Annotated in this window: 21 protein-coding genes; 9 read left to right on the top strand and 12 right to left on the bottom strand. The window is 61.3% G+C overall.

What is annotated here, in order from left to right:
* Nucleotides 1-129: 129 nt before the first annotated feature.
* From JO015_02375 to JO015_02345, 7 genes are all read right to left on the bottom strand, one after another.
* Nucleotides 130-999 (bottom strand): hypothetical protein, encoded by an 870-nt coding sequence (locus tag JO015_02375; GenBank protein MBV9997936.1) that lies wholly within the window; start codon nt 997-999, stop codon nt 130-132.
* Complete coding sequence (locus tag JO015_02370) at nt 999-2,093, bottom strand: hypothetical protein (protein ID MBV9997935.1); 1,095 nt, start codon at nt 2,091-2,093, stop codon at nt 999-1,001. The genes JO015_02375 and JO015_02370 overlap by 1 nt, the downstream gene beginning before the upstream one ends.
* Nucleotides 2,094-2,414: 321 nt before the next feature.
* A complete protein-coding gene (locus JO015_02365; GenBank protein ID MBV9997934.1) occupies nt 2,415-3,419 on the bottom strand; it encodes a tagatose 1,6-diphosphate aldolase in 1,005 nt (334 codons plus the stop codon).
* A gap of 56 nt (nt 3,420-3,475) precedes the next feature.
* Nucleotides 3,476-4,687 (bottom strand): 6-phosphofructokinase, encoded by a 1,212-nt coding sequence (locus JO015_02360; GenBank protein ID MBV9997933.1) that lies wholly within the window; start codon nt 4,685-4,687, stop codon nt 3,476-3,478.
* Between the two features lie 5 nt (nt 4,688-4,692).
* Entirely contained in the window at nt 4,693-5,565 is an 873-nt protein-coding gene (locus tag JO015_02355; protein ID MBV9997932.1) for a carbohydrate ABC transporter permease, read from the bottom strand.
* Entirely contained in the window at nt 5,562-6,491 is a 930-nt protein-coding gene (locus JO015_02350) for a sugar ABC transporter permease (protein MBV9997931.1), read from the bottom strand. Before JO015_02350 ends, JO015_02355 begins: the two co-directional genes overlap by 4 nt.
* Before the next feature lie 22 nt (nt 6,492-6,513).
* Entirely contained in the window at nt 6,514-7,929 is a 1,416-nt protein-coding gene (locus JO015_02345) for an ABC transporter substrate-binding protein (GenBank protein ID MBV9997930.1), read from the bottom strand.
* Between the two features lie 92 nt (nt 7,930-8,021).
* On the opposite strand from JO015_02345, the gene JO015_02340 reads away from it, so the two are divergent.
* Nucleotides 8,022-8,822 carry a DeoR/GlpR transcriptional regulator gene (locus tag JO015_02340; GenBank protein MBV9997929.1) on the top strand — a complete coding sequence of 267 codons (801 nt, stop codon included), beginning with the start codon at nt 8,022-8,024 and terminating at the stop codon, nt 8,820-8,822.
* Nucleotides 8,823-8,908: 86 nt separating this feature from the next.
* Here JO015_02340 and JO015_02335 read toward each other — a convergent pair whose 3' ends face one another.
* From JO015_02335 to JO015_02325, 3 genes are all read right to left on the bottom strand, one after another.
* A complete protein-coding gene (locus tag JO015_02335; GenBank protein ID MBV9997928.1) occupies nt 8,909-9,142 on the bottom strand; it encodes a hypothetical protein in 234 nt (77 codons plus the stop codon).
* A 392-nt stretch (nt 9,143-9,534) separates the two neighbouring features.
* Nucleotides 9,535-10,992: an arylsulfotransferase family protein gene (locus tag JO015_02330; GenBank protein ID MBV9997927.1), complete on the bottom strand. Its 1,458-nt coding sequence runs from the start codon at nt 10,990-10,992 to the stop codon at nt 9,535-9,537.
* Nucleotides 10,993-11,337: 345 nt separating this feature from the next.
* Complete coding sequence (locus JO015_02325; GenBank protein ID MBV9997926.1) at nt 11,338-11,823, bottom strand: hypothetical protein; 486 nt, start codon at nt 11,821-11,823, stop codon at nt 11,338-11,340.
* 456 nt (nt 11,824-12,279) lie between these two features.
* Here JO015_02325 and JO015_02320 point away from each other — a divergent pair, with 456 nt between their 5' ends.
* From JO015_02320 to JO015_02290, 7 genes are all read left to right on the top strand, one after another.
* Complete coding sequence (locus JO015_02320) at nt 12,280-13,350, top strand: sulfonate ABC transporter substrate-binding protein (GenBank protein ID MBV9997925.1); 1,071 nt, start codon at nt 12,280-12,282, stop codon at nt 13,348-13,350.
* Entirely contained in the window at nt 13,347-14,480 is a 1,134-nt protein-coding gene (gene ssuD / locus JO015_02315; GenBank protein ID MBV9997924.1) for an FMNH2-dependent alkanesulfonate monooxygenase, read from the top strand. Before JO015_02320 ends, ssuD (JO015_02315) begins: the two co-directional genes overlap by 4 nt.
* A gap of 36 nt (nt 14,481-14,516) precedes the next feature.
* Nucleotides 14,517-14,723 (top strand): hypothetical protein, encoded by a 207-nt coding sequence (locus tag JO015_02310; protein ID MBV9997923.1) that lies wholly within the window; start codon nt 14,517-14,519, stop codon nt 14,721-14,723.
* 163 nt (nt 14,724-14,886) lie between these two features.
* The gene (locus tag JO015_02305) at nt 14,887-15,852 is read left to right on the top strand and encodes an aliphatic sulfonate ABC transporter substrate-binding protein (protein ID MBV9997922.1); all 966 of its coding nucleotides are present in this window, start codon (nt 14,887-14,889) and stop codon (nt 15,850-15,852) included.
* Nucleotides 15,849-17,012, top strand: a complete 1,164-nt coding sequence (gene ssuD / locus JO015_02300) for an FMNH2-dependent alkanesulfonate monooxygenase (protein MBV9997921.1) — start codon at nt 15,849-15,851, stop codon at nt 17,010-17,012. Before JO015_02305 ends, ssuD (JO015_02300) begins: the two co-directional genes overlap by 4 nt.
* Before the next feature lie 14 nt (nt 17,013-17,026).
* Complete coding sequence (gene ssuC, locus JO015_02295) at nt 17,027-17,830, top strand: aliphatic sulfonate ABC transporter permease SsuC (GenBank protein MBV9997920.1); 804 nt, start codon at nt 17,027-17,029, stop codon at nt 17,828-17,830.
* A 1-nt stretch (nt 17,831) separates the two neighbouring features.
* Nucleotides 17,832-18,617, top strand: coding sequence for an ABC transporter ATP-binding protein (locus JO015_02290; protein ID MBV9997919.1), 786 nt, complete (start codon nt 17,832-17,834; stop codon nt 18,615-18,617).
* Nucleotides 18,618-18,685: 68 nt separating this feature from the next.
* Here the strand turns inward: JO015_02290 and JO015_02285 are convergent, their stop codons facing one another.
* Nucleotides 18,686-19,690 (bottom strand): sulfonate ABC transporter substrate-binding protein, encoded by a 1,005-nt coding sequence (locus JO015_02285; GenBank protein MBV9997918.1) that lies wholly within the window; start codon nt 19,688-19,690, stop codon nt 18,686-18,688.
* 874 nt (nt 19,691-20,564) lie between these two features.
* Here JO015_02285 and nhaA point away from each other — a divergent pair.
* Complete coding sequence (gene nhaA, locus JO015_02280; protein MBV9997917.1) at nt 20,565-21,809, top strand: Na+/H+ antiporter NhaA; 1,245 nt, start codon at nt 20,565-20,567, stop codon at nt 21,807-21,809.
* Between the two features lie 109 nt (nt 21,810-21,918).
* Here the strand turns inward: nhaA and JO015_02275 are convergent, their stop codons facing one another.
* A complete protein-coding gene (locus JO015_02275; protein ID MBV9997916.1) occupies nt 21,919-22,395 on the bottom strand; it encodes a Uma2 family endonuclease in 477 nt (158 codons plus the stop codon).
* Between the last annotated feature and the right edge of the window lie 439 nt (nt 22,396-22,834).

The following is a 22,834-nucleotide window of genomic DNA, read 5'->3' as shown; positions in this document are numbered from 1 at the left end:
CTAAGGGTGCCAGGTTGCGTACCAAAACTCAGGAAAGGCGCGGACCAACTCTTTGGGAGGCCCGGCTGCAGCTGAACCCGCAGGGATGCACCCGCTTAGCTAAACGATGAGTGAACCCGCCCGTCCGGCTTACCCGGCAAAGAGCTGCCCCAAGGCTGAGGCGAACTCGTCGAGCTTAAAGTCCTCATGAAAGTAGCCGCTTTCCCGCAAACGGATCATCCCGAGATCATTCGGTAAAACGAAATACGACCGCACCAGCTTTCCCGCTTCGATCACGAGTGGGTGGCGCTGAAATTCGTTCTGTAAAGCCAAACCCCCGCGCCACTCCTCTTCGGTTATTGCGGCCAAAACCGAATAGAGATCCAGCGCGTGATAGCTTCCCTTGTCTTTGGAAGGGTCATCGCGTCGATCCCGGAAAGCGAAGAGTTTCATCGTGGCGAACGTGAAGGGGTGCGGCAGGAACACCTCGCCTTCCCACCGCTCGCCTGAACTGAGGCGACCTGAGACGGTGGTCGCCACCAGCTTTCTGTCCAGGGTCGGTGCTTCCTCGACGGGGTGCGCGTGGAGGCCGACAGAAGGACGTGGCCTCACCCGTCGTTCGTCCACCCGTAACCCCCATCCGGTAAAGGACGACCTAGCTCCCGTTAAGAGGTCGATTTTGAGGCTCCCAGCCTGAGTTCCCTGCAAGCTAGGCTTGATGAACTGGTATTTTTCGGCTCCGGGTACCGGTCGATAACCCAAGCTTTCGATGGCTCGGGCCAGCGGTTTAAGTTTATCGGAAGCAATGAGCAGTTCCGGCCGCAGGAACAGATCAAGGTCGTTCGTGGAACGCGCCTCGGGCCAAAACTCGCGATCAATCAGTGTCCGTACATCTTGGCCGACGTGCCTCGCTTTGAGGTAGATGCCAAAGCCACCGCCGATGATCAGCTGCACGTCGGTGCCCTCAACCCGGTTGAGGAGGTCACAGAGCGCATCACTAAGGCTTTGTAGTCCGTTCATTAACCTTGAGCTCGCAGGGCATTGAGAATAAAATCGCGGACTTGCTCGGCCGTCTCGCGGTCGCGTTTGTCACCGGCCATCAATTCCAAGTAGACCTGGATGGGTGAGGCCCAGGGAAATCCCTGCTCGGTTCGTGCGTCGAAATACAGGAACGGTTCGTTCGTTTGGATAAGCTCAAGGTTGGGAAAACGGTCGGTAGGATTTGCGCTAAGCCGCTCCAACAATGCTTCCGGCGCGGGGCAATACGTTGACAAGACGGGGCCACGCTGCATCACAGCATATTGCGATACTGAGGCCTTCCCCGTGGCCGCAATCGGCACGTTCAGTTCGCCGGAGGATCGAAGCAGGAGCGAAAGGAGCAAGTCGCCCTCAGCGTGTACCTTCGCTCGAAACGAAGGCCACTGTTTAGCCTCGATGAAATTGGCGGCGAGTTTCTCCAGCAGCTTATCCGGCTGGACGAGCAAAATCTCCCTATCCGGGCGGCTCACGATGAGATCGTCCTCTAAGCCTTTTAGCACCTTTGATACGGTGGCTAAGCCGATCGTGGGTTGCTTCGGGGAGCTTCTGCGTTCAATTTCGGTCAGGATGGCTGTGACAGCCCCATAGCGCGGTTTGGCGAGGAAGACGCGGCAAACGATGGAGCTGTTCTTTTGGTAAATGTTCTTGATCGGTGCTGAACTGGGGAAACGGTTGGGTGCGCCGGACCGGTAAACGGCAAATTGGTGAGGCACCACCACGAACCCGTTACCGCACAGGTCGATGCCGCTGACGGCTTCCTGCTCAAGCTCTTTCAGGCGCTCTTCGCTCAAAAAGGGAACGACCACGAGCGGCTTCAGATCCGTGGTAGCGACATACGCTTTTGCTGTAGCAATGGCTTCTCGGAGCACCTTGGGGGTGAAAACGGCTTTGTACTCTAAGGCGAACGAGGCGCGTTGAGTTCCCCACTCCGCTTGCACAACGGCGTCGATCCGGGTGTTGGCGTCGCCAGCTTCTCCCGCGACAAGCCGGAACTTCAGGGGTGGAAAGTCTAACCGTCCAGCTTTTAAACGGCCGTAAAATTCCTCGTGAGACGGTATTTTCCTAAAGTGAAGCATTTTCTCGAATAAGAAAATCCCATTAAACAGGAAATTTCCCAATAAAAGGGGATTTTTTGATCAGGAAAAAGGCCGACTTTAAGAAAACTACGCCTTTGTGGGTTCGACACCTTTCCACGTTGCCCCAGCTCGTTATTTCTCAAGACGTTAGCTGAACCCTCGTTCGAAACTGCCTGCAAACAAATCCAAACCTTTCAGAAATCTGGTCTTCTACGCCCCAAAAAAGTGGCCCGCAATTCGCCCTGAATTCTATTGAGACTTAATCGATAAGATCATGCTAATTTTTCCTCGGAATTTTTCGATGATCGCATTTGTTAAAGCTCAATAAGGGTGCCAGTTTGCGTACCAAAACTCAGGAAAGGCGCGGACCAACTCTTCACCCTCCAATTTCGGGGTGAACGGCTTGCCGTGCCGGCGGGTCACGGTGCCGAGTTCCGCCAGACGGTGCGCCGCTTCTTTCGCAGCCGCTTCTCGCTGGTTCGGGTTATGGGTGGCCGCGGCGTCCCGCCAGATGGATCGGCCCGCCAGGAAACCCGAGGCGCCCGCCCGGCACGCAATTTCTACCTGGGTCTTGAAATGCTCATAGCCGACCCCAGCCGAAAGGATGACCCACGGTACGTTCAACCCCTCGCTTAATCGCCGGCACGCCTCCAGCGCGCTGGCTTTACCTGCTTCGGTTTCGACGTAGCCCGGGAACTCCACCTTAAGCATGTCGACCCCTAAAGCGCCGACCTCGTGCGCTCCTTCCACAATGCCCTGAACGCGGCGCCGTTTCCATGCCTCGCTTTTTGGGTCTTCTCCCTCCAGGGGGTACCAGATCGGTTCGACGACCAGCGGCAGCGAGAGCTCCGCGCACTCGCGCACCAGCGTGCGAATCACGTCGCGCTGGTGCTCGGCCACGTCGCTGTCGGGCCGGTAAAACCAGAGCAGCTTGCACACATCGACGCCCAGAAGCTTCATCTGTCTGAGGCCCCAATGCTCGCGGAACCGGGTTTTGCGCGTAACCGTCGACGGTTTGTAATCTTCGTCTTCGATGCTCGCCATGAGCCCCACCGGGCCGGGCAGCGCGCGCGAAGCAACGGCGTGCGCCAGCCCAAACCGGGCGTCCAACAGAAAGGCGCTGCATTCCGGGGCTAACGCGCGGATCAAGCCGGCCTTCGCCTCCCCTGTCCTTTGGTAATCCACGGTCTTAGGGTCGGGATCGAGCAGGTCCTGGAAATCCGACAGGTGATCCAGCGCGCAGATGAGGAAGAAGCCATCTGGGGTGGTCACCCGTTGGAAACTGCGCATTTTTCCGGGGTCAATGGCGTTTGGTTGGGTACTCATAAATGATTTGGTTACCGATAGGCAAAGGTGAGTCAGTGAGTGGCGCGCGCCCTTGGTTAGGCCGTCCCTGACTGGCCGAGAACCAGCAGGGTTCCGGCCAGAAAGGTGTCGCCCAAACCGATCGTCGCGGCCGGTCGTTGCAGGTAAGGGGTCGCGCAACACACAACGGATCGGCCACCGCGTTCGCTCACGGGACCGTACGGCGGTTCATGAAACTCCGCTTGGCCAGGCAGGCCGGACGGCCGGCACGGGCGGCCCTTTTCGGCCCGGCTGGCGGCGAGCAGGCACCCGCACAGGAGCGCCTCCAGCTCGCGGCTCGGTTCGCCTTTGGTCAAGGTCAAAGCCCAAGCGTCGGCGTGGATGCAGAGCCGTGGCAGATCGAAGGCTTTGCTGAGTTGGCAGGCTTGATCGACGATATCGCCCGGCTCGGCGCGAAAGCCGCGGAGCTCTGCCTGACTCATGCCTAAAGAGGTGATCACGCCCGCCAGCGTTTCCAGGATCACGTCCCTGCTCCGCGCGCTCGCGCAATCGCCGAGTTCCAGATGAACCAGGTGAACGCCGCGACGCCTCCAGTTTTGGACCAGCGCCACTGTCTGCTCGAGCGCCCCCTTGAGCTCGTTCTCTGCCAGCTCGTTGAAGCCGGAGAGGATGCCGGCCCCCGCACGCGCCGCCGCTGCGACGCTTTCCCGATAGAAATCCGGGTCGTCGTCCAACCGCTCGTTCCCGAAGCGCACAATCGTGCGGCTTGAGCGCAGCGGCGTGGCGGATCCAAACCTCACGCCCGCCGTGAATTCAAAAATGTAATGGGCCGGTTTGTCTCCCGGGACTGCCTGAAGTTCCGCGCGCCGGATCACCCCGCCAGGGGTCGCGACCTGAACGTCGGGATGAATCACCGACAACTGCCGCTCGCTACGGTCTTGCAAACTGATCAGGGCGGGCGCCCCCAAGAGGGCGAGCGTCTGAGCGGCTTGCGCCCCGGTGCCTCCCAAACCCCAACTTGTCACCTTGAGGTGTTTTTCCACCCAGTCACCGCCTTGCGGCCAGTCCAGGTGGAACTCGCCGCCGATGCCGGCGGCTGCCCGCTTGAACAGTTCCCCGGCCAACGCAGCTTCCGGCGTGCCGTCCACCGCTTCTAGCAGCGGCTGCGCCTCATGCAGACGCACGTAGCCATCCACGAAAGTCGATAAGCCGCAAAGGACCGGCCGCGCATCCCGGACGTGGATCGGCAGGCGGTCCAGCAGGTCATGATACCGTTTGCGCCAATCCATCGCGTTCACTCCTTGACGGCGCCTCCGGTCAGGCCGCTGATGATGTGCCGCTCGAAGGCCAGAACCAACAGCACCAACGGAAGCGTTACCACCACGGAGGCGGCCGCAATGTCGCCCCATGGCACGTAATGAAGGCCGGTAAAGTTGGCGATGCCCACCGGCACCGTTTGGTGGTTGATATCCGAGGTGAACGCGAGGGCAAACATGAATTCATTCCACGCGGCGATGAAACAGAGCAGCCCGGTGGTGACCACGGCCGGCAGGGACATCGGCAGGATAATCTGGAAAAAGATTCGTAATGGCTTGGCTCCATCGATGCGGGCGGCTTCGTCGATGGTGAGCGGGATCGACCGGAAGTAGCCGAACAACACCCAGATAACGAGGGGTAATCCTAATGCCAGGTAGACCACGATCAGCACCCGATACGTATCCAGCCAGCCCAGGTCAGACATCAGCACGTACAAGGGCGCTACGATCGCGATCTGCGGAAACATCGACACCGCCAGAATGAACGCCAGAAAGCCGAACCGTCCGCGAAGGTCGAGCCGGGCGAGGGCGTAGGCCGCCACCGACCCAAACAGCAGGCAGAGGAAGGTGGTGCTAAACGCGACGACAACAGAATTGATAAGGTAGCGATGGAAACTCTTGCCGGTAAAAATGTTGATGAAGTGCTCGAAGGTGAGTGGGTCAGGTATCAGCTTCGGGCGGCCGCTCACCAACTCCCGGTCCAGTTGCAGCGAGGTCGACATTTGCCATAAAAAGGGGCCGACCGACCAGATCACGACGAAGGCCGCGCAGGCGTAAAGGAGCACGCGGCCGGGCGGCAGAACGATGACGGTCCGCCGCGACTTTTGGGACTGGACGCCGGCGCCCCTCATTGGCCCACCTCTCGCATCTTGCGGCGCAGGACTGCGCCGAAAATGACAGCGATGCCGATCTCAGTGATGAACATCAAGGTCGACAAGGCGGACCCGTAGCCGAACTGAAGCGCCGAAAAGAGGTTTTTGTACGTGAGGGTGGAGAGCACCTCGGTCGAATCCGCCGGCCCGCCGCCCGTCAAGACGTAGACCAGGTCGAAGATGCGAAATGCGTCGAGCGCCCGGAACATGGCCGCGATCAACAGGGTCGGGGCCAGTAACGGAAGTCTCACATGCCAGAACTGCTGCCAGGGATTCGCCCCATCGATGATGGACGCTTCGGTCAGGGAATGCGGGATCGTTTGAAGGCCGGCCAGAAGGAGCAACCCCATAAAGGGGGTGGTCTTCCAAACATCAGCCACCACGATGGTCCAAAGGGCCGAACTGGTGGAGCCATACCAGTCGACGTTGTGCTGAATCAACCCCACGGTTCGAAGCAGGTAATTCACGACCCCGTTTTGGCCGTCGAATAACCAGCCGAACATCTTCGACGTGACAACGGTGGGAATGGCCCAGGGGACCAGCATCGCCGCGCGGACGATGCCGCGGCCCCGAAACGATTCAGAAAGCACCAGGGCGATCATCAAGCCCAGCGCAGTTTCCAGCAGCGTCGAAGCGGCCGTGAACTCGAGGGTATGCGTCCAGGCATTCCAAAATTGCCCGTCCGCCAGGAGCTGCCGGTAATTGGCTAACCCGATGAACGCGTCAGTTGGCGAGGCCAGCGTGGTGTCGCGAAACGAGAGCCAAAGGCCGAGCAGCACCGGGTAGACCGAAACCGCTCCGATTGAGACAAGCGCCGGTGCCAACAGGAGCAGCGGCCCCGGGTGCCAGCCTCCAACCCGGACCTTCTTCGTGCCGAGCAGGAGAGGCCGGCCCTGAACTTCCATGATCGCCACAACCCCACCCTTATTAAGCTTTCACGATGTTTTGGATTTTTTCCTTGGCACTCTGCAGGGCCGCCTTGACGTTCCCGCCGGCCAGGGCCCGGGATACTTCAGATTGCAGAATCAGCGTGACCTGCGGGTACTTCGGCGTAACCGGTCGCGGGATCGCCCCGACAAACACCGACTTGAGCGGCTGCATGAAGGGTTGTTCCTGCGCGATTTGGGGATGTTCGAAGACCGCAGCGCGCGTGGGGCAAAGCCCGAGCTGGGTAGCGAAGCGCAGTTGCGTCTCCGGCGAGGACATCCAGCGCACGAAATCGACCGCCGCTTCACGATTCTTGGTGGACGCGTTAACGCCGTACTGGTAACCGCCGAGGCATGCCGCGCTCTGTTTATTCGGAAAATGCGGCAACGGCGAGACCCCCACCTTGTCGACTACGCTCGAATCTGCAGGGGTTTGCGCAACCTTCCAGACGTAGGACCAATTACGCAAAAACGCCGCCTCGCCGGAGGTAAACGGCCGCCGGGACGGTTCTTCGTCCCAACTCAGGACGTCTTCCGGGGTGATCTGATACTTCCGGATAAAGTCGTGCATCATTTGCACCGCCTCAATTGCAGGCTCATCGGCAATGGCCACCGTGGTGCCGTCGGGCTGAAGGATCGAGCCCCCGTTTGAGCCGATGAACGACACCAAGTCGCAAACCAGCACTTCGGCCTGTTTACCCTGCCAAAGAAAACCGAATTTCGCCTTACCCGCGCCCATCAGCTTTTTTGAGCTGTCGATGAGCTCATCCCAACTCTCGGGAACCTTGGCGCCGGGTCCCTCGAGAAGGTCTTTGCGGTAATACAACATCCCCGAATCGACGAACCAGGGAAGGGCCGTGAGCTTGCCCTGCCAGGTGCAGCCCTGAATGATCCCCGGGAAGTAGTCCTTCGTTACCTCAGTGCCGAAATATTCGTCCAAGGGCAGGGCCCATTTGGCCGCCGCAAATTCCGCGATCCAGATAATATCCTGCGTGAAAACGTCCGGGGTACCGTTCCGGCGGGCCAGCTGCTGCACGAGCCCTTGGTGCACTTCCGTTGAAGAGCTCGGGGGCGGAAGCTCCTTGTAGGTCACGTGGACCTTGCTTTGCGCGGCATTGTAGGCCTCGACGACCTCCGCAATGGTTTGTTTTCCGTAAAACTTGGCGCTCGCAAACGTAATTTCGGTCGGGTTGCCCCCTGCCGCCCGTGCGCGCCGGGCAGGTAACAGCGAGGAAGCCACCGTGGCGCCGGCGAGGGCCAGGCCGGCCCGCTTAAGGAAATTTCGCCTGGCAATACCCGGCGCTTGATGACTATCGCCCGAAACGATTGCGGCGGAGGAATATTCACCGGGTTGCGGACTGCAGAGGCCGGCGCCATCCTGCTGAAAATTGCGGTCTGGGGGTTCCGATTCTTGCATATATTTGCACTGCTATCGCGAAGATCCGCATCGTCAAGGATTGTTTTTCGATTAATTCCGCATAATTTGGCGGTTACCGAGCTGAACTCTCAATGGATGCCTTCGACCTTTCCAGCCGCGACGGTACCTTGCCGGCCAAACGCCAAATCGAGGTTTTGCGCCTCCTGCGTGCCCGTGGACCGATGAGCGTGAATGAACTGGCCGAGCGTTTCGAGGTTTCGGGCGACACCATCCGTCGCGACCTTGACCACTTGGCGGCCCAAGGGTTACTTGAGCGGACGCACGGCGGCGCGGTGGCGTTCGAAAACCTTGTTCATCGCGACTCGACCTTCAATCAGCGCGTTGGGCGCCAGGTTACCGCAAAAAAACGCATCGCAAAAGCAGCGAGCACGCTGATCAAAGACGGCGAAACCCTGCTGATAAATGGGGGGTCCACGACGAGGTTGTTTGCGGCAGAATTGAACCGCCGCAACCTGACGATCGTCACGAATAACCTCAGCGTGCCCGGCGTGGTACCGGCCGAATGCGTTCGTGACATTTACCTTCTTGGGGGACAGTACAAAGGGGATGCATTAGTCACCGTAGGTCCGGTTCTGATGGCGGGGGTAAGCATTACGGTTGACTCGGCCGTCATCGGCGTGGGAGGCATCACGGTCCGCGAGGGGCTCACCACGACGGTGCTCGAAGAAGCCATGATGATCGCGGCCATGATGGCCGCCGCGCGTAGGACGATCGTTTTGGCGGATGCCACCAAATTAGGTGAACGGGCGTTTGCCCATATCGCCCCGCTGGACCGCATCCAGGTCCTGGTGACCGACGAGGAGCCCCCGGCCGACCTTAAGGAGGCGCTGAGCTCCGCAGGCGTTGACGTGATCGTTGTGCCCGAAGGTTAGCGGTCCTGTTCACGATTAAGTTCTACCCAAGGTTTACATCCGTCAGAAAATTCGAGACAGGGACAGGCTCGTTCTCCGGCAAGGCCTTATGAAACCAGTTCCACCCGGAATCGGCCGTGAAGCAGGTCGGGTGCCCGTTCCAAGCGGTCGGTTTGCGGATCTTTAAGTTCCAGGTAGCCGCGCTCGAGGCTGCCCAGCGGCCGAAACCGCACCACCTCATACACCTTCGGGTTGGTGACCCGCAGGCCGTTGTGGAACCGGATCCGTTGCCCTGGTTGAAGGTCGCAAACCGTGACCAGCCTTAGCTTTGCCCTGCCCATGCCGGCGAACTTCGTCCGGCTCAGAAACTCTTGAAACCCGGTTGGGTTATCTGGGCACCAATTAGGAAAAGGCCACCAGGCGCTGGCCCGGCATCAGGGCGAATCAGGCCTTATCCGAGTCCGCGCCTGAGGTGAAACGTATGCCGTTCACCGCTCACGGTCCGTTCGGAGGATCGCAATGGGGCAGACCCTCGCAATGGGGACAGACCCTCACAATGGGGACAGACCCTCGCAACGGGGACAGACCCCCGCAACGGGGACAGGTCCTCACAATGGGGACAGACCCTCGCAACGGGGACAGACCCTCCAATGGGGACAGGTCCGCCTTTCGGCCCAAAGCGCCCAGCGGGATAAATCGGGGGCGCTGCCGTCAGACCTGCCGGATCACCAGGTCACCGGCTGACCGCCGCCAATGGTGACCGGCCGATTTCGCGCCCGGCACGGTCCCTCGCGATAACCAGGACCGACGTCAGGGATTCATCGACGGGAATCGTCGTGTCGAGCCCGTTCCAAGCCACGGAGGCAACCACCCGCCGGTGATGTCCCTCACCCTCTTGGCCGGAGCCGTTGACGACGTCCCAACGCGCGACCTCGGTCGCCCCGTTCCAGATCGCATGCACGATCGTCGAGCCGTTACTCTGTACCTGCGCCGTTGCCACCGGGTCCGTGCACGGTTCGGCGTGCCAGACGAAGCGATATGCCCGGTAGGTGTCGTAGCCGCTTGGCACGCTTGCATCGAAGATCAGCTGGCCATTAGGATCGAACTCCGAGAAACGCCCGACTGCGCCCCAGCCGACAAAGGTATCGCCGTTCTCCAGCGCTTGCGAGCCGCCTTGCGACGGCGCGGACAACCCTTGTGGGTGTTGCAGCGAGCGGATGAGGGTCGCCGTTTTCAAAAACGGGTTACGCCGCACCCAGATGACGCGCGAATACGGCAGGACCGGCGTACCGTTCGACTCGTTGTCGAAGATCCGAACCGTGTCAGGCCCGGCTATGATGGGGTTATGCTGATACCAGAACCGTACGCCCGGGCCGAGATCAAAGTCGCTCTTTTTGCCGCCGAGCCGCCAGATCACGCGGCCGGTACGCCGGTCAACTTTGTAGATTGTCGACGTGTGCCGCGCGGAGAGGAGCAGGTTCCCGTCCTTATCGGGGCTGACCGCGTTGATGTGGAAGAAGTCCCAGGGCGCGGTTGCCGGGGAAGGCAACGGCTGGTAGCTTTCATCGAGCCCGATGTGATCAAGGCTGTGCCATTCAAAGAGCACGTTTCCGGTCGCGACGTCAATCTCCTGGACGACCCCATCGATGACCTGGCCGTTGCCGGCACCGCCGACGGAGGATAAATCTCGCTGCACGGTGTTGTAGATCGTGATGAGGGCGGTGTCTTGGGGTGTGAGCAAGAATTCGTGGGCATCGGCGTCAAGCCCGTTGCCGGCGTGCACAGTTGCCACCACGCGGTAGGAACGATCAAGGATGTAGTCGGCCGACTCGCCCTGGGCGAGCCCGCCAAAGCCCGCTTGCTGGGCCCAGGTGAGTACCGGTTGACCACGGTAGCGTTGGACACGGAAATCGGCTGCTGCCTGGCCGTTGGTGATGGGTAGGAACCAGACGGGACGGCCCTGGTTGTCCACGATCTCGGGCCCCTGAGGACCCGGCGCCGTGCCGCCGGCGAGGCCCGCAGCTTTGGGCGCAACAAAAATCAACCCGTCGGCCAGCCTTTGGCCGTTCTGAAGGATGACCGTGATACTTGGCGGCTGGACGGTGACGCCCACCCCCGAGTCCTGCGCGTGCGCAGGGTTTACGAAATAGAACGGCAGGATTGCCGCAGCCGATATTAGGAAACGTTTCATGACTTGTTTGAACTCGCGACGGGGCTGCGTGGAACAGCCGCGCAGGGTCTCGCCTGATGGGAGCGGCGACCGGCCGCATCCACCAGGTGACCCGCACGCGCCTGACGTTCCGATTAAACCCGGAACGACCCGCAACCGACTGACTTAACCTACTGGTTTACTAGACTAACAACGGAAAAAAAGGCGCGCCATGCGGGTCTGAATTCGCCAGGGCGACAACCACATCCGCGACGGTGCCCGGCGCCACGTCCCGCACGCAGAGCCGGAAAAGCCGGCGGAAGAACAATGTTTAGAAACGGAGATGGTTTCACCGGCAACGCTTCCGTCAAGTCAGGCCATGGACCGTCAGAATTGTCGCCCGAGCCTGCACGATGTCGCCCAGCGCGATAAGCGAGGGATCGAAGCCCACTTCCAACGTATCCGCACCGGCCACCAAGCCCGTACCCGGCGAGTGCTCTGAAACCCGTTGGAGATCTCGACGGTCCCACCCGATTCCAGCCAGTTCTGCAGTCCGCCCTTAAGCGAGCGCACGTTCTGATAACCCATTTTGAGGAGATCTTCGGCGGCCGATGCGCCCCGCTCTCCCCGGCAGCAATACACCACCAAGGGCGTCGAAAAATCAGGGATCAGCTGGTCTACCTTTTGTTCCAACACGCGGCGGCTCAGCGCTTTTGCACCCGCAATGTGCCCTTGGGCGTATTCGTCGGCTTCCCGCACGTCAATGATCACGGGCAACGGTTTCGCCCGGGAAAGTTCCCGAGGACTAATTTCCATCACTTGACTGGACGCCTGATCGGCAAGCCTCAAAAATGCCGTGCTGCTGTTACTCATGGCCGTTAAGCCTCCGCTTATCTATGATCTATGATTGGTAGCGCCCGGGAGACATCCCTTCGGGGACAACCCTGCCCGGCTTAAAACCTAGTTAACTAGTATCCTTATCGGGAATGTCAAGCATCCGGCCGGAAGAAAAAAGGGCCGCAGTTTCCGTGACATCTCAAGTTTCAAGCCTCGGCGTTACCCTCAAGCTTCTCGGACGACAGCGCCAGGAAAACCAGGAAAGCGCCTATGTCCCCGAGGGGGGATCACGCCCCCGCCGGAAATACGGGTAAAGCTGAAAGGCTTACAGCAGCAGACATGCTGAACGGAGGGTGACGCCTGAGATTCGCACGGGCCGCCAAGCCGTTGATCGGCGCCGTAAAAACCTAAAAGCCGGTCGACAATAGCTTTTTACCCTTGAAAACCCGACTCGAGCAGTAGAGTATTTGCGGAATTCACCATGATTTGACTATGCCTGCGTCCTGCCGATCCCGTGCCCTCGCGCGCTCCGGCCCGGCCCTTGGGGTTGAGCCGGCGGGCGATAAAACCGTGAAGCCGTTTTCTATCCGGAATGCACGCCTGCCCGGAGTCTGTGGCGCCGTGGCCCTGTTTTTAATTCTGATCGTGGCCGGAAGCGCCGTTGCGAACGATCCGGCCGTTATCCGCATCGGCTATCAAAAGTACGGCACCTTCAACGTCGTACGGGCCCATGGAGACCTCGACCGCGCCTTGAGCCAAAGCGGCAAAAAGATCCAGTGGCTGCTTTTTTCAGCCGGCCCGCAACTGCTTGAGGCCCTTAATGCCGGCAGCATCGAGGTGGGCAATACCGGCGAAGCTCCACCCATCTTTGCTCAAGCAGCCAACCCTGCCCTGGTTTACCTTGGCAATCAGCCGCCCTTTCCGGAAGGTGAGGCGCTGATCGTGCCCAAATCGTCCGCCATCAACTCGGTGGCTGCACTCAAAGGTAAAAGGGTGGTGCTCAACAAGGGATCCAACGTTCACTATTTTCTGGTCAAAGCCTTGGAACGGGCCGGACTGCGGTATACGGACGTGCAGCCCGCATTTTTGCCCCCGCCTGAAGCCCGGGCGGCCTTCGAAAGCGGCCGCGTCGACGCCTGGGCGATTTGGGAGCCGTTTTTGACCGCCGCAGAGCGGGCCACTGGGGCCAAAGTTCTCACGACCGGCAAAGACCTGGCCCCGAACCGGGAATTTTTCCTCTCGACCCGAGGGTTCATCGAGAAAAATCCGGACTTTTTGCCGGCCTTGGCGGCTGCGGTGAACGGCGCCGGCCAATGGGTCGCGGACAAGCCGTCCGAAGTGGCCGCCTATCTCGCGAAGGAAGTGGGCATGGACGCGCCGGTCCTGGAAACCATCATCCAGCGGGAGCCATGGGGCTTCCGGCCAGTCGATGCCGGAGTCGTGGCCGACCAGCAAGCGATTGCCGACCTGTTTTTTTCGCTGAAACTGATTCCCAAACCGGTCCGGGTGGCCGATGCCGTTGTAGCGGCGCCCTCCGGTACGGCCTCTTCCAACCCGCGATGAAACTTTTATGGTTCATCCCTACGTTTGGCGACGGGCGTTACCTGGCATCGGCCCGCGGCGCTCGTGAATCCGACCTCGGTTACGTGCGCCAGATTGCCCAGGCTGTCGACGAACTGGGCTACTACGGCGCGCTGCTGCCTACCGGGCGAACTTGCGACGACCCCTGGATCGTTGCGGCGTCCCTCATCCCGCTCACCCGGCAGATGCGCTTCCTGGTGGCCATCCGGCCGGGATTGATGTCGCCGACGCTGACCGCGCGCATGGTCGCCACCTTTGATCGTTATTCCGGCGGGCGGCTGCTCTTGAACGTTGTCACGGGCGGAGACCCGGTTGAACTGGCCGGTGACGGCTTGCTGCTCAAGCACGAGGAACGTTACGCGCTGACGGCTGAATTTCTATCCATCTTCCGCCGGGTACTGGCCGGCGAAGCCGTCGAGCACACCGGCCGGCACCTGGAGGTACACGATGCGCGCCTTTACCGGCCCGGGGTGCAAAAGCCATACCCGGAGCTCTGGTTTGGCGGTTCTTCGGCCGCCGGTCACGAGGTGGCGTCCGAACACGTCGACGTCTACCTGACCTGGGGCGAACCGCCCGCCGACGTTGCCGCCAAGGTGGCTGAAGTGCAGGCCCTGGCCGCCGCACGGGGACGCACTTTGCGTTTTGGTTTGCGGGTCCACGTGATCGTGCGCGAAACCGAAAAGGAGGCGTGGGCCGCCGCCGATGATCTTATCCGCTACGTGACCGACGAAAGCATCGCCGCGGCGCAGAAAAGTTTTGCCCGGTTCGATTCGGTGGGCCAGCGGCGCATGGCGGAGTTGCACGGCGGCCGGCGCGACCGCCTGGAAATCAGCCCCAACCTGTGGGCCGGGGTCGGGTTGGTGCGCGGCGGGGCAGGCACGGCCCTGGTGGGTGATCCGGCCACGGTGGCCGCGCGGCTGCAGGAGTACGCGGCGCTGGGCGTCGACACTTTCATTTTATCGGGCTACCCGCATCTGGAAGAGGCGTATCGGGTGGCGGAGTTGCTGTTTCCGTTGTTGGGGGATCCCGCGGGTGCCCCGGCGGCCAGCGATTCCTACGTCGGGCCCTTTGGTGACCTCGGCGTTGCGGGGGCAAAGGGCGCGACGGCCTGACCCTGCGCCAACCGGCCCTCTGCGCGAAATGACCGTATGGCTGCTTCTTACCGTCGCCGGTTGACCGCCCTGCCTCCAAGACCTCCCGTTTGCACGGACGCCGCTCATGAGCGTTGCGCCCTTATGGCCGTGACTCTCGGCTACCTGGTTTTTGCGGCCCTGGGGCGAACGGAGAACCGCACGGACTGCGTCCGGTCCGGCGTACCTGCTTACCATGCCCGTGCGCAAGTAACCGGCCGTTAAAGTGAAGGTGCCGCTCTCGGCGGCTGCTGTTTACTGGGCCGGCGGGCGCATTCATCCCCGGCGATAGGGCGAACGAACGCCCTCGGGGAGAGGCGCATTGTGTTGCTGACTAAACTCACAAAGACGATTGACTATATCGGCTTAGTAGACTTTCGTATGCCTGATGCGACGTTTTCTTCAGGGCTTGTGGCCTCTCGCGATCCTGTTTCCGGTCTGCGCGTTGTCGGTTGGTGCCGCCACCGCGGCGCCCAAGATCTTGCGCGTCGGTTATCAGAAGTCGGGCTTTCTGCTCCTCGTGCGAGGTGAGCGCACGCTGGAAAAGCGGCTGGAGCCCCTGGGATACGCTGTGGAATGGCGTGAATTTACCTCCGGACCTCCCCTGCTTGAGGCGATGAACAGCGGCGCCGTCGATTTCGGGCATACCGGCCAACCGCCGCCCATCTTTGCACAAGTCAACGGGGTACCTTTCATTTACGTCGCCACCACCGAATCGAGCCCGGATAGTTCCGGTCTCCTCGTGCCCCAAAATTCGCCGCTTCAAACCGTGACGGACCTGAAGGGCAAGCGGGTTGCGTTCGCGCGTGGATCCAGTTCGCACCTTTTTGTGGCGCAACGCCTGGCGCAGGCCGGTTTGAGCTTTGCCGACATCAAATCGGTGTACCTTCAACCGGCGGAAGCCCGGGCTGCGTTCCAATCGGGAGCCATCGACGCATGGGCGGTTTGGGACCCGTTCTTTGCTGCGGCCGAAATCCAGTTGAAGGCGCGCGTTCTGACGACCGGGCAAGGCCTGACCGGTTTCCGGGAATTTTATTTTGCTCGAAAGGATTACCTGGACAGCCCGGCGGCGGAAACACTTCCGGTAATCCTGGAGACGTTGCGGGAAGCCGGCCGGCGCGTCCAGGCGGATGTGAAGGGAACGGCTACGCTCCTGGCGGAAAAGCTGGGGCTGCCGGCCACGGTGCTGGAGCGCTCGGAAGGCCGTACGCGTTACCACTCCCTCTTACCCATCACGCCCGCGATCGTGGCCGAACAGCAAGGGGTTGCGGACACATTTGCACGTCTGGGCATCATCCCAAAAGCCGTCCAGGTCTCGGACGACGTCTATCGCGGGATGATTTCAGGTCTATGAAAGTTTTCTGGTTCATTCCTACGCATGGAGACGGCCGTTACCTTGGCACCGCCGAGGGCGGCCGCATCCTGGATTTCGATTACCTTCGCCAGGTCGCGACTGCGGCGGACGCGCAAGGCTTTTACGGCGTACTCCTGCCGACCGGCCGGTCGTGCGAGGATGCGTGGGTCGTTGCGTCGAGCCTGATCCCGGAAACCCGCCGTTTACGCTTCCTGGTGGCCGTGCGGCCCGGGCTGATTTCGCCCACCCTGGCTGCGCGCATGAGCGCCACGTTTGACCGCCTCAGCGGCGGCCGTTTGCTGATCAACGTCGTCACCGGCGGCGACCCGGTCGAACTGGCTGGCGACGGCGTTTTCCTCGAACACGACGGGCGTTACGAGGTCACCGACGAATTTCTGTCGATCTGGCGCGGCATCCTGTCGCGTAACCCTGACCCGATCGATTTCGATGGCAGGCACCTGCACGTTCGCGGTGCGAGTGCGCTGATCCCGCCCTTGCAGCGTCCTTATCCGCCGCTCTATTTCGGCGGTTCGTCGGCGGCGGGCATTGAGGTCGCCGCCAAACACGTGGACGTGTACCTGACCTGGGGCGAGCCCCCGGCCCAGGTCGCCGCAAAAGTTGCGACCGTGCGCGCCGCTGCGGCCAAGGCGGGACGCACCCTGCGGTTCGGCATCCGTCTGCACGTCATCGTTCGCGAATCCGATGACGAAGCGTGGGCCGCCGCCGATCGCCTGGTCAGCCGCCTGGACGCGGCCACCATCGAAAAGGCACAGAAAACGCTGGCCCGGCAAGACTCGCACGGCCAGAAACGCATGCTCGCCCTTCACGGTCCGGGCGGCCCCAGGACGTCGCGGGCAGCGCTTGAGATCAGCCCGAACCTGTGGGCCGGCGTCGGGCTGGTCCGCGGCGGTGCCGGCACGGCGCTGGTCGGCAGCGCCGAGACGGTGGCGTCCCGGATGCGCGAGTATCACGCACTGGGCATCGAAAATTTCATTCTGTCCGGGTACCCGCACCTGGAGGAAGCCTACCGGGTGGCAGAACTGCTGTTGCCGCGTTTGCCGCTGCGCCACACCGAAGCACCGGGAACCAAAAGGTTAACCTTGCAAGGCGAGATCATGGCCAACGACGTGATACCGGCCGCCCTCACCTCTGCATCCTGAATTTTTCCTGAATTATGACTGCGTCCCGAAGTAAACGATCCAACCCATTGCTCCGCTTTGCGCCGGGTCCATTTGTACCGTGGATTTTGCCGTTAATGTTTCTGTCGCTCTGGCAGTTGGCGTCTTCGTTGGGATGGCTGCCGCCGCGGGTTCTGCCCTCCCCCCTGAGCGTTTGCCAGGCGGGTTGGCACCTGACGCAGACCGGCGAACTGCCGTTACACCTCTTCGAGAGCTTTCGTCGCGCCCTTCTTGGTTTTGCCATCGGCGGCGGGCTTGGCTTTTTCCTCGGCCTGATTAACGGCCTGTCGCGGCTCTCCTACCGGCTGCTCGATTCGTCGTTGCAGATGGTCCGGAACGTGCCGCACCTCGCGCTGATCCCGTTGGTGATCTTGTGGTTCGGCATCGGTGAATCGGCGAAACTTTTTCTTATCGTGCTCGGCGTCTTTTTCCCCGTCTACCTCAACACGGCCCACGGCGTCCGTTCCGTTGAACCGCGCCTGGTTGAGATGGGGCGCAGCTACGGCCTGTCCAGGTTTGATTTGCTCCGCAAAGTCATCCTGCCGGGTGCCCTGCCGTCGATTCTGATCGGGGTGCGTTATGCGCTGGGTATTACCTGGTTGACGCTCATCGTCGCCGAAACCATCGCCTCCGACAACGGCATCGGCTACATGACGATGAACGCGCGCGATTTTCTGCAAACCGACGTCATGCTCCTGGGCATCCTGCTCTACGCCCTCCTGGGCAAGCTGGCTGACACGCTAACCCGCCTGTTGGAACGTTACCTCCTTCGTTGGAATCCTGCCTACCGGACTGCCTAACATGAGTGCTACCATCATCACACCATTTGCAGAACACGAGACCAGAGTTAGTCGGGCGCCTTCTTCAAAGGCGTTGCTTAGGGTTGAAAACGTCTCCAAAAGCTTCGGAGCCAACACGGCGTTGCACCCCGTGAGCCTCGAGATCGGTCGTGGCGAAGTGGTCGCCATCGTCGGGCGAAGCGGCAGCGGGAAATCGACCTTGCTGCGCTTGGTCGCCGGGCTGGAGAAGCCGAGTTCCGGACGTATCCTCATCGAGGATGAACCGTTGGGAGCCGGCATCAATCCGCGTGCCCGGCTGATGTTCCAGGACGCCGCGCTGCTGCCGTGGTTATCGGTCCTTGAAAACGTCCTGCTGGCCACGCCCCGGGGACCGGATCGACGCCCGATTGCCCGCGAAGCCCTCGAACACGTCGGACTCGGTGCGCGGGAACGCGAGTGGCCGCTGGTTTTGTCGGGTGGCCAGCGCCAACGGGTGGCCCTGGCGCGCGCCTTGGCGAGCGCAGCGGAACTCATCCTCTTTGACGAACCCTTGGGGGCCCTGGACGCACTCACCCGGCTGGAGATGCAAAACCTCATCGAACGGCTTTGGCTGGAAAGCCGGTTCTCGGCCGTGCTCGTGACCCACGACGTGGAGGAAGCCGTCACGTTGGCGGACCGGGTGCTGGTCATGGAGGGGGGCAAACTGACCTTCGAAACGGCCGTGGAACTTGAGCGGCCTCGCACGCGATCGGGCCGGGCTTTCATCGGCCTCAAGGAAAAGGTGCTGGCAGAGGTCATGCGAAGCTGACGCTTTCGTTCGACACCGTACCCGGCAAGGCGGGCGCTCAGACTCGTCGATGCGTCGATGGACCGCCTTCAAGGCCTTGAGGCAGGTGAAGGCGCACTCATTTCACCTTGGAGATTGGCAGGCAGCATGGCATCGCGCACCGAGATCTTCTTCGGAATCAATTTTAGTTCGTAAAAGGCGTCAGCGATTCTCTGCTGGTCCGCCAACACGGCGCCATCAATCGGTTTGTAGATGTGCTGGTAGTGCCGGAGCCCGGCTTCAATCACGTCAGGCGACAATCCCTGGACCGGTGCCAATTCGGCGGCTGCGGACGGGTAGTTTTGCCGTACCCATCGGCCGATGTTGCCGGCTTCTTCGAGGACGATCTTGAGCACGTCAGGCCGTTTCTCCGCGTACGGACGTGCGCTTAGAAAATATTGGTACCGGTTCACGATTCCCGCGGCGTTGGTCAGGACGCGGGCGCCAAGTTGCTTTTGCGCCGCGACGAAGAAGGGGTCCCAAATCGCCCAGGCGTCGATCGCGCCGCGCTGGAAAGCGGCACGGGCATCCGCCGGCGTCAGATATGCAGGCAGGATATCGCGGTAAGTGAGACCCACATCCTGCAAAGCGCGGATAACCAGCCAGTGAACGTCCGACCCTTTGTTGAACGCCACCCTTTTACCTTTCAATTCGGCAAGGGTGTGAATCGGCGAGTTTTTGTCGACCAAAATTCCTTCGGCTTCCGGGGTGGGCAGTTCGTAGGCGACGTAGACGAAGTTTGCCCCTGCCGCCAGCGCAAAGATCGGGGGCACTTCGCCGACGTAACCGAAATCGACGGCGCCGGCGTTTAAGCCTTCCATCAACTGGGGACCGGCGGTGAATTCCGACCAGGCCACTTCAACCCCCAGCGGCTGCAAACGCTTCGTCAACGCGTCATGGGCTTTGAGCAGCACCAGCGTGTTGGCGGCCTTTTGGTACCCGATGCGAAAGAGCTTTGAGTCAAATTCCGCCTTCGAGGGAATCACCGCCGCCGTCAGCATCAGCAGGAGCACGCCGATCAAGGCGCGCCGGTATAGGTTATTGAACGGGCTCATCGTCTTCAGGCTGTTTATTCCGGCAAAGGCAGGCTGCCGCGGTGGCGCCCGGAATGCCTACTTAAATAGTATACATTTCACCTCGATCAAGGGCGCAATCACGAAAGTTGCCGGCTTGCTGTCATCCGGCGCAACCACGTCGCACACGGACCGTTGATGCGGCCGACCTTCCATTTATCGTGACGAGGCGCTTGTGTTTTTGATCGAACTGGTTTGCGGGCTGTGCGGCAAGGGGCACTCGAAAGATGAAATTCAGACGGTCTGCCGCGCCTGCGGCCGCCCGTTGTTGGCCCGGTACGATCTGCCGGCCGCCCGCGCGGCGTTTGGACGGTAAAGGCTTGCGGGCCGGGAAGCGTCGCTGTGGCGCTATCGGGAACTCCTGCCGCTCGCACCCGAGACTGCTCCGGTTACCCTCGGCGAGGGATGGACGCCTCTGCTGCCGGTGGACTTGAGTAAACTCCGGCGGTCCGGGTGGATTCAGGCGCACCAGTCAGCGGTTATCTTCAACACCGGCGCCGGGCTCAAATACCTCGAATGCTACACCGGGTTGCAAGGGGCGGCACGTTGAACGGACCGGCTGAAGCCGTGCCACCAAAGGTGAAGTTCGGAGTTCGGTCACACAGCGGTCACAGCGATCGGGCGGGCACGGCGGAAGAGTTCACACGGCGGCCACAGCGATCGGGCGGGTACAGCGTAAGAGTTCACACGGCGAACACGGCGGGAAGAGCTCGAAGTTCGGGGCTCGGAGGCGCCGTGTGCCGCGAACCCTTTGTATTCTCGATTGCGGTTGAGGGTGAGCTCGATTCAGGGCAAGCAAATCGTCGTGACGACGAACGAGACGCTTCGTGTCGGCGCGCCGGCGGGTTTCAGACGTTTGGTGTGGCCCCTGTTTGAATTCATCGAACTGGAGTCGGCGGGTGCTTTGACGCTGGTCGTCGCAGCAACAATGGCTCTGGCGTGGGCCAACTCACCCTGGAGCGACGTTTACCAGCGGGTTTGGGGCACCACGCTCAGCCTTCACCTCGGCGGATTCGCCCTGCATGGGTCATTGGCCCACGCGATAAATGACGGTTTGATGGCGGTCTTTTTCCTGCTGGTTGGCCTGGAGATCAAGCGCGAGCTGGTTGAGGGCCGGCTGTCCGGTATTCGAAAAGCCGTCTTACCCGCGGCCGCCGCGCTCGGCGGCATGGTTGTCCCTGCGCTTGTTTACGCCGTTTTTAGCGCCGGTGCCGGCAGTAGTAATGCGGGGCGCGGCTGGGGCGTGCCGATGGCGACGGACATCGCCTTCTCGCTGGGGGTGCTCGCGCTCCTCGGTTCGCACCGGGTGCCGATTGCGCTCAAGGTGTTCTTGACGGCGCTGGCCATCATCGACGATCTGGGTGCGGTCCTGGCCATCGCGATCTTCTACCGTGCCCACCTTTCGTGGCCGGCCCTGGCGGTCGCGGCCGGAACGTTCGCTTTGTTGCTCGCGCTCAACCGCCTGGGGGTACGCCGCCTGGCGCCTTACCTGCTCATCGGCCTGGTTCTCTGGCTGGCAGTGCTCAGATCGGGGATACACTCCACCGTGGCAGGCGTCCTGCTCGCCCTCGCAGTGCCGCTACGCGTCAAACCGCCCCTTGGCGCAGCATCTCTCCCGGAAAGCGCGTACGGACAGAACCCAACGCCGCTTCACCGTCTGGAACGCACGCTTCACCCCTTCGTCAGCTTCCTAATCCTGCCGCTATTCGCCCTGGCCAACGCCGGCCTTGCAATGCACGGCCCGATCCTCCTTTCCCGGCTCGCTAGTCCGGTTTCGCTCGGAACCATCGCGGGGCTGTTCCTGGGCAAGCCGGCCGGTATCCTCGGGGCATGCTGGCTGGCCACAAAGCTGGGCGTCGCCGAATGCCCGGCCGGAGTCAACTGGCGTCAGTTGCGCGCAGTTGCTTGCCTCGGAGGCATCGGCTTCACCATGTCCTTGTTCATCTCCAACCTGGCGTTCCCGGGCGGTCCGGAACTCGTGGAACAGGCAAAGGCCGGAATCATCTTCGGCTCGCTGGCTTCCGCAATCACGGGCCTGAGCCTGTCCTGCCGCGCACCGAGGCGCACCGGCCGTCCACCACAGACCCGTTTGCGCGCCTGAAGGGAAACCAGCCGGTGCGCTGCATTACTACACCCATTCTTAGGACGGTTGAGGGGGCAAAGACCGCTCAACAAACGTGAAAACCGGTGTAACAACTTTTTGACGCCCACTAAAGCACGATCGTATCCGGAAACATCGGGCAAAGCGTTGATCCCTTCAGCTCTCCCTCCGGACCGTAGAAAGTCATCCGGCCGTCCCAGGAACAAACCCACACCTCAAGTGCACCGCGCTCGAAATAAAGGGCCCGCTTCTGCGCGATCTCCTGAACGGTATTGGCCGGCGACAAGACTTCCACACAGATCTCAGGTGCTCTCACCCAGGCCACGTCGCTGCTGTGGCGATCGATCATCTCCCGGGAAGCCCAGACCACGTCGGGAACCTTCGTGCTGTCCTCGGTGTCAACCGCAAGCTCTACGATCGCCTCGCCGCCGCTCAGCAGATCCCCGAGGATCCGCGCAATCTTGCTCTGAAGCCGGCTGTGGCGCGGATGAGACGGAGACATCACAATCTGATTAAGCCGATTGAGCTCGATCTTAAAAGGAAGGTCGCGCAGGCTCGGGTCAGCGCACACGTCTTCCCAGGTCAATTTCTCGCGCACCATCATTACCGGAAGACTACGGTCCGCTCACGCCGGGTCAAGCGGGCCGGTGCCGGGGGGGAATGCCACAAATGCCACAAGCGGAAAAATGCCACAAATGGGGAGGGACGTTCGGAGTTCGGGGTTCGGAGCGGCATCCTGGGGGGTGGGTGCGAGTGTCAGCCTTAGAGTCGCCGCCGTGTACCCGTTAATCTGTGTCAATCTGTGTAATCTGTGGACGTTTTCTCTTTTCTGCGTTCTTCTGCGTGTTCTGCGGATGATTCCTGTCTTCCCGGCACGCCTCCGAGCCCCGAACTCCGAACTCTCTCCCCCTCTTTCCGCCGTGTTCGCCGTGGCTCGCCGTGTTCGCCGTGTGAACTCTTACGTTGTGCCCGCCAAATCGCCGTGCCCGCTGTGTGACGCTAAGCCAGCCAGTTGCCGCCGTCGA

The organism is Verrucomicrobiota bacterium (assembly GCA_019247695.1).
Taxonomy (GTDB): domain Bacteria; phylum Verrucomicrobiota; class Verrucomicrobiia; order Chthoniobacterales; family JAFAMB01; genus JAFBAP01.
Note: the sequence above shows the minus strand (reverse complement) of the source record. Positions and strands in the feature narration are given on the sequence as shown.